General features: G+C 72.5%; 17 protein-coding genes. 3 read left to right on the forward strand and 14 right to left on the reverse strand.

The window, feature by feature from the left end:
- Positions 1-51: 51 nt before the first annotated feature.
- The 4 genes from RCO28_RS01775 to RCO28_RS01790 all read right to left on the reverse strand — a co-directional run bounded on the left by RCO28_RS01775 (position 52) and on the right by RCO28_RS01790 (position 3,659).
- Entirely contained in the window at positions 52-300 is a 249-nt protein-coding gene (locus RCO28_RS01775; protein ID WP_282535726.1) for an acyl carrier protein, read from the reverse strand.
- 91 nt (positions 301-391) lie between these two features.
- A complete protein-coding gene (locus RCO28_RS01780; protein ID WP_308939101.1) occupies positions 392-1,423 on the reverse strand; it encodes a ketoacyl-ACP synthase III in 1,032 nt (343 codons plus the stop codon).
- A gap of 17 nt (positions 1,424-1,440) precedes the next feature.
- Positions 1,441-2,370 carry an ACP S-malonyltransferase gene (locus RCO28_RS01785; RefSeq protein ID WP_308939102.1) on the reverse strand — a complete coding sequence of 310 codons (930 nt, stop codon included), beginning with the start codon at positions 2,368-2,370 and terminating at the stop codon, positions 1,441-1,443.
- Between the two features lie 89 nt (positions 2,371-2,459).
- Positions 2,460-3,659: a helix-turn-helix domain-containing protein gene (locus RCO28_RS01790; RefSeq protein ID WP_308939103.1), complete on the reverse strand. Its 1,200-nt coding sequence runs from the start codon at positions 3,657-3,659 to the stop codon at positions 2,460-2,462.
- Positions 3,660-3,720: 61 nt separating this feature from the next.
- Between RCO28_RS01790 and RCO28_RS01795 the strand changes: the two genes are divergently transcribed.
- Positions 3,721-4,395, forward strand: coding sequence for a pirin family protein (locus RCO28_RS01795; protein WP_308939663.1), 675 nt, complete (start codon positions 3,721-3,723; stop codon positions 4,393-4,395).
- Between the two features lie 36 nt (positions 4,396-4,431).
- Here RCO28_RS01795 and RCO28_RS01800 read toward each other — a convergent pair whose 3' ends face one another.
- The 3 genes from RCO28_RS01800 to RCO28_RS01810 all read right to left on the reverse strand — a co-directional run bounded on the left by RCO28_RS01800 (position 4,432) and on the right by RCO28_RS01810 (position 6,239).
- Complete coding sequence (locus tag RCO28_RS01800; protein WP_308939104.1) at positions 4,432-5,250, reverse strand: serine hydrolase domain-containing protein; 819 nt, start codon at positions 5,248-5,250, stop codon at positions 4,432-4,434.
- A gap of 159 nt (positions 5,251-5,409) precedes the next feature.
- Positions 5,410-5,754 (reverse strand): hypothetical protein, encoded by a 345-nt coding sequence (locus RCO28_RS01805; protein ID WP_308939105.1) that lies wholly within the window; start codon positions 5,752-5,754, stop codon positions 5,410-5,412.
- On the reverse strand, positions 5,751-6,239 hold the full coding sequence (locus RCO28_RS01810) for a GNAT family N-acetyltransferase (RefSeq protein WP_308939106.1): 489 nt from the start codon (positions 6,237-6,239) through the stop codon (positions 5,751-5,753). The genes RCO28_RS01805 and RCO28_RS01810 overlap by 4 nt, the downstream gene beginning before the upstream one ends.
- An 84-nt stretch (positions 6,240-6,323) precedes the next feature.
- Here RCO28_RS01810 and RCO28_RS01815 point away from each other — a divergent pair, with 84 nt between their 5' ends.
- Together RCO28_RS01815 and RCO28_RS01820 are read left to right on the forward strand one after the other, a co-directional pair.
- Positions 6,324-6,791 (forward strand): MerR family transcriptional regulator, encoded by a 468-nt coding sequence (locus RCO28_RS01815; protein WP_308939107.1) that lies wholly within the window; start codon positions 6,324-6,326, stop codon positions 6,789-6,791.
- 5 nt (positions 6,792-6,796) lie between these two features.
- Positions 6,797-7,849, forward strand: a complete 1,053-nt coding sequence (locus RCO28_RS01820; protein ID WP_308939108.1) for an aldo/keto reductase — start codon at positions 6,797-6,799, stop codon at positions 7,847-7,849.
- Between the two features lie 150 nt (positions 7,850-7,999).
- Here RCO28_RS01820 and RCO28_RS01825 read toward each other — a convergent pair whose 3' ends face one another.
- The 7 genes from RCO28_RS01825 to RCO28_RS01855 all read right to left on the reverse strand — a co-directional run bounded on the left by RCO28_RS01825 (position 8,000) and on the right by RCO28_RS01855 (position 15,790).
- Positions 8,000-9,301 carry an acyltransferase gene (locus tag RCO28_RS01825; RefSeq protein ID WP_308939109.1) on the reverse strand — a complete coding sequence of 434 codons (1,302 nt, stop codon included), beginning with the start codon at positions 9,299-9,301 and terminating at the stop codon, positions 8,000-8,002.
- Positions 9,302-9,353: 52 nt separating this feature from the next.
- A complete protein-coding gene (locus RCO28_RS01830; protein ID WP_308939110.1) occupies positions 9,354-10,505 on the reverse strand; it encodes an alpha/beta hydrolase in 1,152 nt (383 codons plus the stop codon).
- 158 nt (positions 10,506-10,663) lie between these two features.
- Positions 10,664-11,344, reverse strand: a complete 681-nt coding sequence (locus RCO28_RS01835; protein WP_308939111.1) for a response regulator transcription factor — start codon at positions 11,342-11,344, stop codon at positions 10,664-10,666.
- Positions 11,341-12,645, reverse strand: coding sequence for a sensor histidine kinase (locus RCO28_RS01840; protein ID WP_308939112.1), 1,305 nt, complete (start codon positions 12,643-12,645; stop codon positions 11,341-11,343). Before RCO28_RS01840 ends, RCO28_RS01835 begins: the two co-directional genes overlap by 4 nt.
- A gap of 114 nt (positions 12,646-12,759) precedes the next feature.
- Positions 12,760-13,614, reverse strand: a complete 855-nt coding sequence (locus RCO28_RS01845; protein ID WP_308939113.1) for a DUF4429 domain-containing protein — start codon at positions 13,612-13,614, stop codon at positions 12,760-12,762.
- A 141-nt stretch (positions 13,615-13,755) separates the two neighbouring features.
- A complete protein-coding gene (locus RCO28_RS01850; RefSeq protein ID WP_308939114.1) occupies positions 13,756-14,967 on the reverse strand; it encodes an alpha/beta hydrolase in 1,212 nt (403 codons plus the stop codon).
- Between the two features lie 205 nt (positions 14,968-15,172).
- Positions 15,173-15,790, reverse strand: coding sequence for a TetR family transcriptional regulator (locus RCO28_RS01855; RefSeq protein ID WP_308939664.1), 618 nt, complete (start codon positions 15,788-15,790; stop codon positions 15,173-15,175).
- Positions 15,791-15,939 lie beyond the last annotated feature (149 nt).

The following is a 15,939-nucleotide window of genomic DNA, read 5'->3' on the forward strand; positions in this document are numbered from 1 at the left end:
ATAGGGATACAACGGCGCCACCGCCGGGTGGCGTTACCGACTGGCAGAGGGTCAGCTCTGGTGGTCGGCGATGTACTTCGCGGCGTCGCCGACCGTCTTGAGGTTCTTGACGTCGTCGTCCGGGATCTTCACGTCGAAGCGCTCTTCGGCGGCGACGACGACCTCGACCATGGACAGCGAGTCGACGTCCAGGTCATCCGTGAAGGACTTGTCCAGCTGGACGTCCTCGGTGGGGATGCCGGCGATCTCGTTCACGATCTCCGCGAGACCGGCAACGATCTCTTCCTGAGTGGCGGCCATGTGGCGCTCCTTCGTATGTATCAGATGGTTTGCGGCATCGACCGGGATCCTTCGCGCAGACGGGAAATCTTCGCGAAGGTCCGTACGGTGCCTAGGGGAGGGTAACGACCGTGGCGGCGTACACGAGACCCGCCCCGAAGCCGATGACCAGCGCGGTGTCGCCGCTCTTCGCTTCGCCGGTCGCCAGGAGCCGCTCCATCGCGAGCGGGATCGAGGCGGCCGAGGTGTTGCCGGTGGTTTCCACGTCACGGGCGACCGTGACGTGCTCCGGCAGTTTCAGAGTCTTCACCATCGAGTCGATGATCCGCATGTTCGCCTGGTGCGGAATGAAGACGTCCAGGTCGTCCGGGCTCAGGCCGGCGGCGTCGAGCGCCTCCTTGGCGACCTTCGCCATCTCGAACACGGCCCAGCGGAACACCGCTTGGCCCTCCTGCGTGATCGCAGGGAACTTGATGTTGCCGTCGCTGTCCAGGGGCAGCTTCGACACGTCGCCGAGGCGGAAGTCCGTCCACGGCACGGTCTGCTTGATCGTCTCGGACTTGTCGCCCTCCGAGCCCCAGACCGTCGGGCCGATCTCCGGCTCGTCGGACGGGCCGACGACGACCGCGCCCGCGCCGTCACCGAACAGGAAGGCCGTCGCCCGGTCGGTCAGGTCGGTCAGGTCGCTGAGCCGCTCCACGCCGATGACCAGCACGTACGTGGCGGAGCCCTCGGTCACCAGGCCCTTGGCGAGGGTCAGTCCGTAGCCGAAGCCGGCGCAGCCCGCGGAGATGTCGAACGCGGCGGCCTTCTCGGTGCCGAGCTTGTCGGCGATCTCCGTGGCCACGGCCGGGGTCTGCTTGAAGTGCGAGACGGTCGAGACGATCACGGCGCCGATCTTGTCGGCGGTGATCCCGGCGTCGGCGATCGCCTTGCCGGACGCCTCGATCGACATGGCGGCGACGGTCTCCTCGTCGCTCGCCCAGTGCCGCGTGGCGATGCCGGAGCGGGAGCGGATCCACTCGTCGGAGGAGTCGATCGTCTCGAGGATCACCTCGTTGGGCACGACCCTGGTCGGACGGTAGCCGCCGACACCGAGGATGCGCGCGTACGGTGAGCCCTTGCTTGGCTTGATCTTCGACATGCTCTCGGGGCTCCTACTCAGGCCGTCTGCGAATGTTCGGCGATCAGGGCGCGGGCCGCGTCGAGGTCGTCGGGGGTCTTCAGGGCGAGCGTCTTCACACCCGGCAGAGCGCGCTTGGCCAGGCCCGTGAGGGTGCCGCCGGGGCAGAGCTCGACGAGCGCGGTCACGCCGAGCTCCTTGAAGGTCTCCATGCACAGGTCCCAGCGGACCGGGTTGGCGACCTGGCCGACCAGGCGCGCGATCACCTCGGCGCCGGAGTCGACGGCCGCGCCGTCCTTGTTCGAGACGTACCGGACCTTCGGGTCGGCCGGGGACAGCTGCTTCGCGGCCTCGTCCAGGACGGCGACCGCGGGCCCCATGTGCTCGGTGTGGAACGCGCCGGCGACCTGCAGCGGGACCACCCGGCGGGTGCCCTCGGGCTTGTCCTCGGCGAGCGCGGCGAGCTGCTCCATGGTGCCGGCGGCGACGATCTGACCGGCGCCGTTGACGTTCGCCGGGGTCAGGCCGAGCTTCTCCAGGTGCGGCAGGACGGCGTCGGGCTCGCCGCCGAGCAGCGCCGACATGCCGGTCTGCGTGATGGCCGCGGCGTCCGCCATGGCCAGACCGCGCTTGCGGACCAGCTGCAGGGCCGCCGTGTCGTCGAGGACACCCGCGAGCGCGGCGGCGGTGATCTCGCCGACGCTGTGACCGGCGACCGCGCCCGGCGCGAGCTCATCGGCCGAGCCGAGAGCCGAGGCGGAGAGCAGCCCGGCGGCCACGAGCAGCGGCTGCGCGACCGCGGTGTCACGGATGGCGTCGGCGTCGGCCTGCGTGCCGTAGTGGGCGAGGTCGAGACCGATGGCGTCGGACCAGGCGGCGAGCCGGTCGGCGGCGCCGGGGAGTTCGAGCCAGGGAGTCAGGAAGCCGGGCGTCTGGGCGCCTTGGCCGGGAGCGACGAGTACGAGCACTCTCACACTCTCTCTTGTGGACGGCGGCAACCGCCCGTGGGGACAGGGACGAAGAACAGTCAGGGGAATTGTGGACCCCCGACAAAAGTCTAGGACTGGGGATCCCCGTCGACCAGACGCCCCAGGATCAGCGCGATCCGCAGGGTGAACGCGGACCGTACATCGGAGGGCGACCAGCCGGTGACGTCAGTCACACGTCGCAGCCGGTAGCGCACGGTGTTGGGGTGAACGAACAACATTCGCGCGGCGCCTTCGAGGCTGCTCGCCTGTTCCAGGTAGACGCTCAGGGTCTCCAGGAGTGCGGAGCCGGCCTCCTCCAGCGGTCTGTAGATCTCCTCCACCAGCTGCTCGCGCGCGGCCGGGTCTCCGGCGATCGCGCGCTCCGGCAGGAGATCGTCCGCGAGAACCGGGCGCGGGGCGTCCTGCCAGGCCGAGCAGGCCTTCAGCCCGGCGGCCGCGTTCTGTGCGGACCGGGTGGCGGCGAGCAGGTCGGGGACCACGGGCCCGGCGACGACGGGGCCCGCGGCGTACGGGCCGATCAGGGCCTTGGCGACGGCGAGCGGGTTGTCGCTGCCGCCCGCGATCACCACGAGCCGGTCGCCGAGCACCCCGGTCAGGACCTGCAGCTTGGCGTGGCGCGAGGCCCGGCGGATCGCCTCGACGGTCAGTTCGCTGTCCCCGTCCGGCGCGGTGCCGAGCACGACGCACACATGCTCCGGGGAGTTCCAGCCGAGGGCGGCGGCCCGGCTGACGGCGCCCTCGTCGGCCTCGCCGGAGAGGACCGCGTTCACGACGAGCGATTCGAGCCGGGCGTCCCAGGCGCCGCGGGCCTCGGCGGCCTGCGCGTACACCTGCGCGGTGGCGAAGGCGATCTCGCGGGCGTAGACGAGGAGCGCCTCGCGCAGGATCGACTCGTCGCCGGGCGCCGCGACCTCGTCGATCGCGGACTCCATCACCTCGATCGTCGTACGCACCATCTCGACGGTCTGGCGCAGCGTGATCGCCCGCGTCAGCTCGCGCGGGGCGGTGCCGAAGACGTCGGTGGAGATGGCCTGCGGGGCGTCGGGGTGCCGGAACCACTCGGTGAACGCGGCGATACCGGCCTGCGCGACAAGACCGATCCAGGACCGGTTCTCCGGCGGCATCGCGCGGTACCACGGCAGCGTCTCGTCCATGCGCGCGATCGCCTGTGCGGCGAGGCTCCCGGAGGACTGCTCAAGTCGCTTGAGGGTCGCGGCATGCGAGTGCGGGGCGGGCGGCTTCGGAGATTCGTCTACGGGTTCGGGCACGGGACAAGACTGCCTTATCGGGGCGGGTCGGCGGAGTGCCGGGTCTACCGTGGGGGGCGTGATGGATGTACGGCGCGCCACTGAGCGCTACCCCGGAGGCGACCCGCAGGCCGGCATCGAGTCGTGGCACGCGTTCTCCTTCGGCCCGCACTACGACCCCGACAACCTGCGCTTCGGCGCGATCATCGCCTGCAACGAGGAGCGGCTCGCGCCCGGCGCGGGCTTCGACGAGCACCCGCACAGCCACACCGAGATCGTCACGTGGGTCGTCGAGGGCGAGCTGACGCACCGGGACACGACGGGCCACGAGTCGGTGGTCCGCCCCGGCGACGTCCAGCGGCTCAGCGCGGGCGGCGGCGTCCGGCACGTGGAGCGGAACGCGGGCCCGGACCCGCTGGTCTTCGTCCAGATGTGGCTGGCCCCGCTGCGGCCCGGCGGCGACCCGTCGTACGAGGTGGTCCACGGCATAGCCGACTCCACGCCGTACGAGGTCGCCGAGGCGGGCGCGATGCTGCATGTACGGCGCCTCGGGGCGGGGGAGCGGACGGCGGTGCCGGATGCCGAGCACGCGTACGTCCATGTCACGCGCGGGGAAGTCGCCCTCGGGGACGCCGAGTTGGGGCCGGGGGACGCGGCGCGGCTGACGGGGGAGTCGGGCCTGGAGATGGTGGGGCGGTCGGGGGCGGAGGTGCTGGTGTGGGAGTTGCCCGCGCCGTGGACTCCGCCCGCGCCCTGAGCCCTGGTCCCTGCCCCCTGAGCCCTGGTCCCTGAGCTACTGCTGCTTCAGGTCGGCGAGCACCGCGTCCGTGAGCGGGGGCCAGGCGTCGATCGCCCACTGGCCGAAGGCGCGGTCGGCGAGGGCGACGCAGGCGGCGCCCGCCTCGGGGTCGATCCACAGGAACGTGCCCGACTGGCCGAAGTGGCCGAACGTACGCGGCGAGGACGAACCGCCCGTCCAGTGCGGGGACTTGGAGTCGCGGATCTCGAAGCCGAGGCCCCAGTCGTTGGGCTTCTGGTGGCCGTACCCGGGCAGGATCCCGGAGAGCCCGGGGTGCACGACGGACATCGCCTCCACGACCGTACGGGCGTCGAGCAGCCGCGGCGCCTGCACCTCGGCGGCGAACCGCACCAGGTCGTCCACCGTGGACACGCCGTCCTTGGCGGGCGAGCCGTCGAGCGTGGTGGCGGTCATGCCGAGCGGTTCGAGCACGGCCTGCCGGGCGTACTCGGCGAACGGCATGTCGGCGGCCTTCGCGATGTGGTCGCCGAGCACCTCGAAGCCGGCGTTGGAGTAGAGGCGCCGGGTGCCCGCGGGGGCCATCACCTTGTGCTCGTCGAAGGCCAGACCGCTGGTGTGCGCGAGCAGATGCCGCACCGTGGACCCCTCGGGCCCGGCGGGCTCGTCCAGCTCGATCGCCCCTTCCTCGTACGCGACGAGCGCCGCGTAGGCCGCGATCGGCTTCGTCACGGAGGCCAGCGGGAAGCGGTGCGATGTGGGGCCGTACGTGCCGACGACGGTCCCGTCCGCGCGGACGACGGCCGCTGCCGCGGTGGTGACCGGCCAGTTCTCGATCTGGGCGAGGGGCTGCATGTGCATGAGCGTACGGGGTGCTTCTTACGTCGACGGATCCGCACCCTTGACTCGGACACCCCGACCGGCCTGGCGCCCTCGTCCTCAAGCGCCGGACGGGCTGGATCACCGGCCTCCGGCCTTGTCCTCAAGCGCCGGACGGGCTGGGGTTTGAGCGGGTCAGTGCCGCAGCACCAGCTTCCGCACCACCTCCACCCGGTCCGCCACGACCAGGCAGTCGACGGTGGAGCGGCCGCCCGCGTCTGCCGTGAAGGCGACCAGTACGCCCGGCCGCTCACCGAACTGCCCGGCCGCCTCGGCCAGTTCAGTGGCCGTCGGGGAGCGGAACACCGGATCCTGGAAGGCCGTCGGGCAGCGTACGAACAGTGGGTCGTGGAAGATCAGCTCCAGGCCATGGTGGTACGTGAGGTCGCTGTCGGCGGCGAGGTGGAACCGGCCCGCGTCCCAGCCGAGCACCTCCCAGTCCCACCAGGAACCCTCCGGCAACCGGAACGCCCCCGTCACGCCCCGCCCCCCTCCGGCAGGAGCAACCGCATAGCGGGTTCCGGGATCCTGCGGAAGCCCAGGGACGCGTAGAGCTGTTCCGCCTCGGGGGACGAGGTCAGGTCGATCTTGCGGATGCCGCGTTCGCGGTACCCGTCGAGGAGGGTCTCCATGCAGGACCGGGAGTGGCCCCTGCGGCGCTGGGACGGGTCGGTGCAGACGTTGAAGACGTAGCCGATCCGGCCGTTGGGGTTCTCCGGGGAGCCGAGGCGGTGTTCGATCTTGCCGGTCGCGCAGGCGGCGAGGCGGCCGGGGAGTGCCGGGTCGTCGACGACCGTGGCCATCAGATCGCCGTCCGGATCCGCGAGGGCCGCGCGCAACCGCCGTACGGACAGCGGTCGCCAGCCCGCGTGGTCGTCGCTCGGGCGCAGCGAGTCCAGCATGATCCTGCGGAGCCTGACCAGCTCCTCCGCGTCCCGCGGGGTGGCACGGCGTGCGTCGCTCATGGGCGGAGGCTAGCGAGGACACCCGGTGCTTCTCCTCCCGGTTTCGCTTGCTTGGAGTGCGCTCCAAGGTTCTAGCGTGGGGGCATGACGGTGATGGAGAGCACTCCCCCCACCCCCGAAGACACGGTCGAGCGGTGTGCCGGCGCGGCCCCTGGGCATCCGCGGCCGGACGGACAGGACCGGTACACGATCAGCGAGGTCGCGGCCCACACCGGGCTCAGCGCGCACACCCTGCGCTGGTACGAGCGGATCGGCCTGATGCCGCACGTGGACCGCTCGCACACGGGCCAACGCCGGTTCACCAACCGGGACTTGGACTGGCTCTCCCTCGTCGGAAAGCTGCGCCTCACCGGCATGCCGGTCGCGGACATGGTCCGCTACGCCGAGCTGGTGCGGCAGGGCGAGCACACCTTCGAGGAGCGGCAGGAACTCCTGGAGCAGACACGGCGCGACGTCCTCGGGCGCATCGCCGAACTCCAGGGCACCCTCGCCGTACTCAACTACAAGATCGACTTTTACGCGGGCGCCAGGCGGGCGTCGGAGAGGGCTTGAGCCTGATGAGCACGGAGCACGGCACGGAGCACGGCACGGAGCACGGCACGGAGAAGATCCCGACCACCCGACTCGGCACCGACGGACCCGAGGTGGGCGTCCAGGGCCTCGGCTGCATGGGCATGAGCTTCGGGTACGGGCCGACGGACGGGGACGAGGCGCGGGCCACCCTGGAGCGGGCCCTGGAGCTCGGCGTCACGCTGTACGACACGGCGGACATGTACGGGTGGGGCGAGAACGAGAAGTTCATCGCGCCGTTCGTGCAGGCGCACCGGGACGAGATCGTCGTCGCCACCAAGTTCGGCATCGTCCTCGACAAGGACGACCCGGCGAAGCGCGGCGTCAACAACGACCCGGCGTACATCCGCAGTTGTGTCGAGGGCAGCCTGCGGCGCCTGGGCGTCGACGTCATCGACCTCTACTACATGCACCGGCGCGACGTGAACGTCCCGATCGAGGAGGCCGTCGGCGCGATGGCCGAGCTGGTCGCCGAGGGCAAGGTCAAGCAGCTGGGCCTCAGCGAGGTCACCGGGCCCGAGCTGCGCGCCGCGCACGCCGTGCACCCGATCGCGGCCGTGCAGTCGGAGTGGTCGGTGTTCAGCCGGGACGTGGAGGCCGGTGTGGTGCCCGCGGTGAAGGAGCTCGGCGTGACGTTCGTGCCGTACTCGCCGCTCGGCCGCGGCTTCCTGACCGGCGCGTTCACCAACGCCACGAACGAGCTCACCGAGGGCGACAACCGCCGCGCGATGCCCCGCTTCACCGGCGAGAACGCCGCCACCAACGCCGCGCTGCTCGAACCCGTGCGCAAGCTCGCCGAGTCCCGCGGCGTGAGCCTCGGCCAGGTCGCGCTCGCGTGGGTGCAGCAGCAGGCCGATGTGCACGGCCTCCCCGTGGTGCCGATCCCGGGCACCCGCAAGCGCAGCCGTATCGAGGAGAACACGGCGGCGACCCGACTCGTCCTGACCGACGGCGAGTTGGAGCTGCTCGACCCGATCGCCGGGCAGGTCGCCGGCGGCCGCTACGCCGACATGAACTTCACGTCGGCCGGCCGGGAGTAACCGCTCCCGTACGGGCCGGCCGGGCGCCGCGACGCCCACCCGGCCCGTACGGACAGGCCCCCCTCACTCCCACCCGTACGGACAGGGCGGCCCCGCACGCCCGCCTGTACGGGCAGGACCCCTCACGCCCAGCCCGTACGGACAGGCCCCTCAAGCCCAGCCGAGCGCGAACGCCGCGAACCCCACCGCGAGCAACCCGGCTGCCGCGCGCCGGAGCCCGGAGGAACGCGCGCCCGTGCCCCAGGGCCGCTCGAAGCGGTGCGCGTACCGGCCGATCGCCACCAGGAGCAGCGCGAACAGCGGCAGCCAGGCCGCCCGCGCGGCGATCCAGGCGAACGAGTCGGGCGCCGTGGTCAGGCCCGCCAGCTCGCCGAACGGCGCGCCGGTCGCGGCCGCGGCGAACATCGCCGTCTGGTGCCAGCACAGGATCGTCATCGCCGACAGGTTGATCACCACCACCGGCGCCCACAGCGCGGGCCTGCGAAGCAGCGCGCCGATCCGGTCCCGGAGCAGGATCGCCGCACCGCTCTGCGCGGCGGCGAGCGCGAGGACGAGCAGCGACGGCGGATGCGAGTTGGTGCGCGCCTCGCCGGGCACGCCCACCATCGACGCCGGGTAGTGGAAGGCCAGGAGCAGCACCGCGAACAGCGCGGTGCCGCCGACGAGCAGCAGCCACGCCCCGCGCCTGCCGAGCCTCTTCTCGCCCCAGGAGACGCCCAGTTGGTACGCGAACATCCACCCCGGCAGGATGTTCAGGACGCTCAGCCAGGACGGCGCGGCCTCCGCGTACGGCCCGTAGCGCAGGAAGTCGACGGCGGCGACGGCCGCGAGGAGCGGTGCCGCGGACCAGGCGCCGAGGCGTTCGGCGGCGCGGACGCAGAGCGGGGTGAGCGCGGTGATCACCGTGTAGACGCCCACGAACCACAGGGGCTGGATCACCAGGGTCGAGCCGGTGCGCAGCGAGTCGCCGGGCACGCCGAGCGCGGAGAGCAGCGGGATCAGCAGGGCCCACACGGCCGTCACGCCGAGCACGGGCCGCCCGAGCCGCGCCACCCGCCCCCGCAGCCAGCCCGCCGTGGACCCGCCGCGCTCGCGGGCCCGCCGGTAGGAGAGCGCCGAGGCGTACCCGCCGACCAGGAAGAAGATCCCGAGCAACTGCAGGAACCAGCTCAGCGGCGCGAGAAAGCCGAGCGCGGACAGCGGGCTGGCGTTGTGCAGCCCGCCGTCCGCGTCGAGCGTGAACCCGCCGAGCAGCCAGTGCCCGGTCGGCACGGCGAGCAGGGCCAGGGCCCGCAGCCCGTCGATGCCACGGTCGCGGTGCGCGGGCGTACGGGCCTCGATGGACGCGACCGTACGGTGCAGGGCTCGCCGCGCGGACTGCGGGGGAGCGGCCGGGCGATGCCGGGAAGGGTTCAAGTGCCGGGGCGGAGGGGCGAGTTCGGCGTAGGTCATGGCTGGTCCTTCGGGGAAGGCCGGGAGGCGGGCTGCCGGGGCAGCCGGAGGCTCAGTGGGAGGTGCCGAGGGCGATGTCGGCGAAGGCGCGCAGGGAGTCCGTGCCGGGCGCGAAGTAGCCGGTGTGGCCGTCGGCCTCGGCGGAGGGCACGGGGCGGGCGCCGAAGGCCGGGTCGGCCGGGTCGGTGCCGTGGCCGAGGCCGAGCACCTGGACGTGCGGGACGTTGTCGATCCAGTCGCCCGGGTCCTTCGCGGCCCAGACGCGGGCCTCGGTGCGCAGGTCGGCGGCGCGCTCCACGCGCATGCCGGGGGAGCCCGCCACGACCAGGTCGGAGGCGGGCGCCTGCGGCGCGGCGAGGCCGCACACCACCGAGCCGTAGCTGTGGCAGAACAGCGCCGGACGCGGGCCGCCCGCCGCGACCACGCCCTGCGCGAGCCGGGCCAGGTGCGGCGCCCCGGCCTCCGCGAGCCGGCCGGTGGCGGCATCGGGGCCGAGCCCGACGGGCGTGGTGTACCCGGCCCAGGCGATCACGGCCGTGCGGTGCCCTGTCGCGGCGTACAGGGAGCGCCCCATGCCGGTCGGGGTGCCGTACCGGTCCTTCGTACGGTCGAAGGTGTCCAGGTCGATGTCCGAGCCCGGCACGATCACGGAGACGTGCTCGGCTGCGTCCAAGTCCCCGTAGACCTCGGCCACTTGGCCCCGGCCGCGCGGGTCGAAGGCGAGGATCTGCCGTCCGGGAGCGAGGAGTTCGGCGTAGCGCTCGGCGCGGGCGCGGGCGGCGGCGCGGTCCTGCGCGGGCAGCTGCGCGTCGGCGGCGCGGTCCAGTTGCTTCGACCGTTCCTCCCGCAGCGCACGGGAGTTGGCCGCGTACCGCAGCTTCGGCGGGGCGCCGTCGAGGTTGCCCACGACCAGGGCGTGCCGTTCGGTGAGGGTCCGGCGCTGCTGCCCGGTCAGCCCGGTGAAGAAGTCGGCGATCCGGGCCGGGGACGCGGTCGCCGGGTCGGGCAGCGGGCGGCCGTGCGGGTCGGCGGTGCGGTCGGCGCGCCAGGAGCTGACGCCGGGCACCGGGCCGGTGACGGCCTGCTGCTCGGAGCCGACGGCCCAGCCGGCGCTGCCCGCCACGACCACCGCCGTGAGCGCGCCCGCGACCAGCGTCCGCAGGCCCCGCCCCTTGCGCTCCTTCGCCCGCCGCTGCTCGGCCATGGCCGTCTCCTCTGCTTCCCGTACGTCCGTCTCGCTGACGGGAGGGAAGGTAGGAAGACGGCCGGGCCCGGCACGTCACACCGGGGAGCCAACTCCTGGGTGCTACTGGGGTCTTGGGGCGTGCTACCCCAGTAGGGGGTGCACGCGGCCGGGCGGCCCTACGGGGCGTCGCCGGGCGACACGAGGCCCGACTCGTACGCGAAGATCACGGCCTGGGCGCGGTCGCGGAGGTCGAGCTTGGCGAGGACGCGGCCGATGTGGGTCTTCACGGTCTGCTCGGCGAGCACGAGCCGTTCGGCGATCTCCTGGTTGGACAGGCCGCGGGCGATCAGTTCGAGCACTTCGGTCTCGCGCGGCGTCAGCCCGTTCAGGCGCAGCGAGGGGTCCTTGGCGCGGCTCGGCTTCTGCCGGGCGAAGTCCGCGATCAGGCGCCGGGTCACGGACGGTGCGAGCAGCGCGTCCCCCGAGGCGACCACGCGGACCGCGGCGATCAGGTCGGCCGGCGGCGCGTCCTTGAGCAGGAACCCTGAGGCGCCGGCGCGCAGCGCCTCGTACACGTAGTCGTCCACGTCGAAGGTGGTCAGCATCAGGACCTTCGGCCGGTGCACCACGCCGGGCGGGGGTTCGAGGAGGGCGCGGGCCGCGGCGAGGCCGTCCATCTCCGGCATCCGCACGTCCATCAGGACCACGTCGGGATGGGCGGAGCGGCTCACCTCCACGCCCTGCCGGCCGTCGCTCGCCTCGCCCACCACGTCGATGTCGCTCTGCGCGGCGAGCAGCGCGGCGAAGCCCGCCCGCACCATGGCCTGGTCGTCGACGATGAGCACACGGATCGTCACGGGCTGTCTGTGCCTTTCGTACGCAGCGGAAGCCGGGCCGCGACGCGGAATCCGCCGTCGGGCAGCGACCCGACGTCGAGCGAGCCGCCGGTCAACCGTACGCGCTCGCGCATGCCGACCAGCCCGTGCCCGGTACCGCTGTGTTCGAGGGGCGTCATCGGCTCGGCGGCGGGGCCGTTGACGACGAGGACCAGCAGATCCTCGCCGTCCCCGCGCACCGCGACCTCCGTACGGGCGCCTGGCGCGTGCCGCACGACATTGGCCAGGGCCTCCTGCACGATCCGGTACGCGGACAGCTGCACGGCCTGCCGCACCTCACCGAGCTCGGCTTCGAGCGCCAACTCGGCGGGCACACCGGCCCGTACGGTCGCCTCGACCAGCTGCTGCAGCCGGTCGAGGCCGGGCTGCGGGGCGCGCTCGCCCGGCGCGTCCTCGCTGCGCAGCACCGCGAGCAGCCGGCGCATCTCGGCGAGCGACTCCCGGGCGCTGCCCGCGATGGTCGCGAACTCCTCCTGCGCCTCGGGCGGCAGGCCCTGGATGCGGTACGGCGCGGAGTCCGCCTGGACCGTGATCACCGACATGTGGTGGGCGACCACATCGTGCAACTCCCGTGCGATCCGCGCCCGTTCCTCAAGCAGCGTCCGCTGCGCCCGCTCGGCCTCGCTGATCGTCTCCTGCACGACGAGCCGCCGCTGCGCCTCACCGCGGGCCCGCAGCGCGTATGTGACGACGAGGATGACGCCGCTGAGCACGAACAGCAGGACGTGCACGCCGTCGCTCTTGTTCTGCGAGACCAGCTCGAAGAGGAACCCGGCGAGACCGGTGGCCAGCCAGACGGCGACCAGGGTGCGCCGCGACTCGCGAAGGCCGAGCAGCGCCATCAGGAGCAGATAGCCGACGACGACCATGGGCGTCCACGGCCAGCTGCGGCCCGGGGTGCCGTCGGCCCCGAGCAGCGCGAGCGCACCGAGCACGTCCGCGGTGCCGACGATCCACCAGGCGGGCAGCGGCCGGGTGATGGCGAGCAGCAGCGGCGCGGTCTGCGCGGTGGCGAGCGCACCGGCGAGGGCACCGCCGAGCTGGTAGTCGCCCACGAGCACGGTGATGGTGACGGGCAGCAGCGAGGCGACGACGCCGAGGACGATGACGTACGGCAGCAACCGCACCCACGCCTTGCCCGCCCGGGCGAGCGGGGCGTCGCCGGACGCGGCGGGCGTGGTGAGCGCGAGCCCGAGCTCCCGCAGCCCGTCGCGAAGGCCGTCGCGCAGGTTGTCCCGCAGCTTGTTGGGTGAGGTTTCCATGACGGCTTCAGCGTAGGCAGGCGCGGGCGCCGATGCCGTCATACCTGGGTCTTCAGGGTGGGGTGCTACTGGAGTATGAGTCCGGGGTCCAGGGGCGGATCCCCCGGAAGGGCCTCACAGCTCCGCCAGCAACTCGGCCTTCTTCGACGTGAATTCCGTATCCGTCAGCAGCCCCGCCTGGTGCAACTCCCCGAGGTGCCGGATCCGGTCCGCGATATCGGCCGGGTCACGCCGGGCCGGTGGGCGCGGGGCCTCGGCCGGAGAGGGCCCGCTACTGCGCACCGCCTCCAGGACCGCCGCCGCGAACGGCAGGGACTCGTGCACCGGCCCGTACCCGAGACCGAAGACCACCGCTGCCGGGTCCTGGTCCGCCTGCGCGGGCTGCGCAGCCGCCGGGCCGCGGTGCAGCAGCCGCAGATGGCCGTCGAACACCTCGGGGGAGCGCCACTCGACGTCCGCGAGGTCACCGACCGCGAAACTCTGGTCGCCCGCCTTCCACTTCGCCGACGAGGCGCCCGTCCAGAACCAGCGGTACGACACGGTCCTGCCGTCGAAGGACGCCTTGCCGTCGTACGCCTTGAACTGCAGGGGGCCTTCCGGCGCCGGTACGAGGAACTCGTCCGCGTCGAACGCGGGGCCGACGAGGGCGCGGAGCTCGTCCGCGTAGTACTCGGCGAGGACCTCGCGCTCGGCGGGCAGCACCAGGCGGTAGGGGTCGCTGCTGTCCTTCAACTGCCCGGCGGCGGCCGCCATCAGCGGATCCGCGCCGGGTCTCGGAACGGCATGCAGCACCACCGTCCCGCGCTTTCCCGGGGTCAGGGTCACCGCCGCCAACGCCTCGTGGGGAATGCGTCGTTCACCGAGCGCCTGGAACAGCTTCGGCGTCCTGATCCCCCGTTCGAAGCGGATGAGCACGGAGTCCGAGTCGAACTCCCAGGCGGCATGAAATCCGGCCAGTACGTCACCCATGCGGCTCATCGTATGCGCCATGGGAGCCTAAGCCCACCCGTCTCCCGAGGGCCGCGGGCCGAACAAGCCGCGGTATCCGGCCCTTTGCCGCTCGCCCCAAGCCCTCCCGCGCTCCGCCAGGTGAACGGATTTCTACGCGCGTCAGGCCGAAGCGGAACCGGAAGGCGTGTTCCGGCACTCCTCGCCGCCGCCCGCACAGCTCACCGAGCCGTACTGGCCGACGCCGATCCGGGCGAAGTTGCGGAGGCTCTCGGTGCCCGGCTGAAAGTAGCCCGTATGGCCGACGGCGCCCTCCGCGGAGACGACGCGTGCGCCGAAACCCTTCGAGACCGGGTCGGCGCCGTGGCCGAGACCGCCGACCTCCATGTGCGGGATGTCCTGGATCCAGTCGTCGGAGTCCCGCATGGCCCAGACCCGGGCGCCGGTGTGCAGACCGCCGACGCTTTCGGCGCGCATCCCGGGGCTGCCCGCCACCGCGATGTCGGTGACCCGCGACGGCAACTCGGACGCGGCGACCCCGCAGACCACCGAGCCGTAGCTGTGGCAGTACAGGGCGACCTTCGACGAGCCGGGCAGCGTACGCACCAGGGAGTTCAGGCGGACCGAGCCGTCCTCGGCGCGCTTCGCGGTGGCCGCGTCCATGCCGAGGCCGACGGGGGCCGTGTAGTCGGCCCAGGCGATGACCGCGCTGCGGGTCTCCGGGCTGCGCTCCTGCTGCTCGCGGTGGAGCGCGTTGGCCATGCCGCGCGGGGCGGTGTAGCGGCCGTGCGTCTTCTGGAACGTGAGCAGGTTGGTGTCGACGCCGGGCACGACGACCGAGACCCGCTGGGCGCGGTTCAGGTCGCCGAGCACCTCGGCGACGCGTCCCGGGCCGATCGGGTCGAAGGCGAGGATCTGCCGCTCGGGCCGCATCAGCGACTCGAAGCGGTTCATCCGGCGCCCCGCCTGGTACCGGCCGGAGTCGGAGAGCCGTTTGTCGTGCATGCGCCGCTGCTCGACCTCGCGCGCCCGGTCGATGGCGACGCGGTTGGCCGCGTACCGGAGGGACACGGGCGCCCCCGTCATGTTGCCGACGGCGAGCGGATGGCTGCGGGCGAGCCGGAGCTTCTGGGACCCGGTGAGGGTGTCGAAGAAGTGCGCTATCCGGGCGGCGGGGGCGTGCGGGTCGGGCAGCCGATGGCCGTCGATGCCGCTGTGCTTCCAGGCGGAGAGTGCCCGGTCGAGCGGGGTCGACGCGCCCTTGTCGTGACGCACGGCGCTCCAGCCGGTGGTCGCCAGCATGACGAAGACGACCGCGAGAGCGAGGAGCGCGCGCCAGACGTTCAAGGTGGGGGACGAGTCGAAGGAAGTCACTCCGGACCACCCTAGGAGAACCGCTGCTCAGACCGGGAAGGGGGTGGGACAGATCACCTTTCACCCGGGGCGATTCCGGCAAATCGGACGTAGGGGGTACGAGATGGCTACGCTCCGTACTCACTTGTGGGGTACGGCAGTTCACCCTCTGCCGATGTGTTCGTACGCTCCGTCGGACTCCGGCGTACGGCAGCGCCAGAAGCGCTCAGCCCGCGCGCCAGTCGCCCGCGAGCGCCGGCACCAGCTGGTCGAGCTGCGCGGCCGTGACCACGCGCATCGACTCGACGCTGAGGTCCTCGCCCGCGCCCCACAGCCGCCCGGTCATCCGCATCACGCCGCTGAACGCGGCCACGGCCACGCGCGGGCGCGGGTCGGCGTCCACGTCGAGGCCCTCGCGCCGGGCGATGATCCGCGCGACCTCCTCCTCCATCTCGATGGAGCGGCGCATCTGCACGGCGAGCAGCGTCGGCGTCGACTCGATCAACTGGAAGGTGCGCATGTGGAGTTCGACCGGCACGACCTGCTCGATGCTGTCGCCGATGGTGTTCCACGCGTCCAGGACGGCCGCCCGCAGCGCCCTGAGCGGCGGCTCGTGCGCGGGCCGGGCGCGCAGCTGCTCCACGAACTGCGCCTCGACCATCTCCTGTACGGCGAAGATCGCCTCCTCCTTCCCGGCGAAGTAGCGGAAGAAGGTGCGCTGCGAGACATCGACGGCGTCCACGATCTCGTCGACGGTGGTCTCGTCGTACCCCTGTGACGTGAAGAGTTCGAGGGCGGCGCGCAGCAGGGCGTCGCGGGTGCGGCGCTTCTTGCGCTCACGCAGGCCCGCGGGCGGCGCTGGGGCAGCGCTCGGCGCCGGCGTGAGCTCTGGCTGCGGCTCGGGCTTGCGCGGGGTCAATCAGAGGCCTCTTTCCGCTGGTTTATGCAGCTCACCCTACCTGTGAGCAACGTGACAGTTACCGACTTGTGAAC

The organism is Streptomyces sp. LHD-70 (assembly GCF_031157275.1).
In the GTDB taxonomy this organism is placed as follows: domain Bacteria; phylum Actinomycetota; class Actinomycetes; order Streptomycetales; family Streptomycetaceae; genus Streptomyces.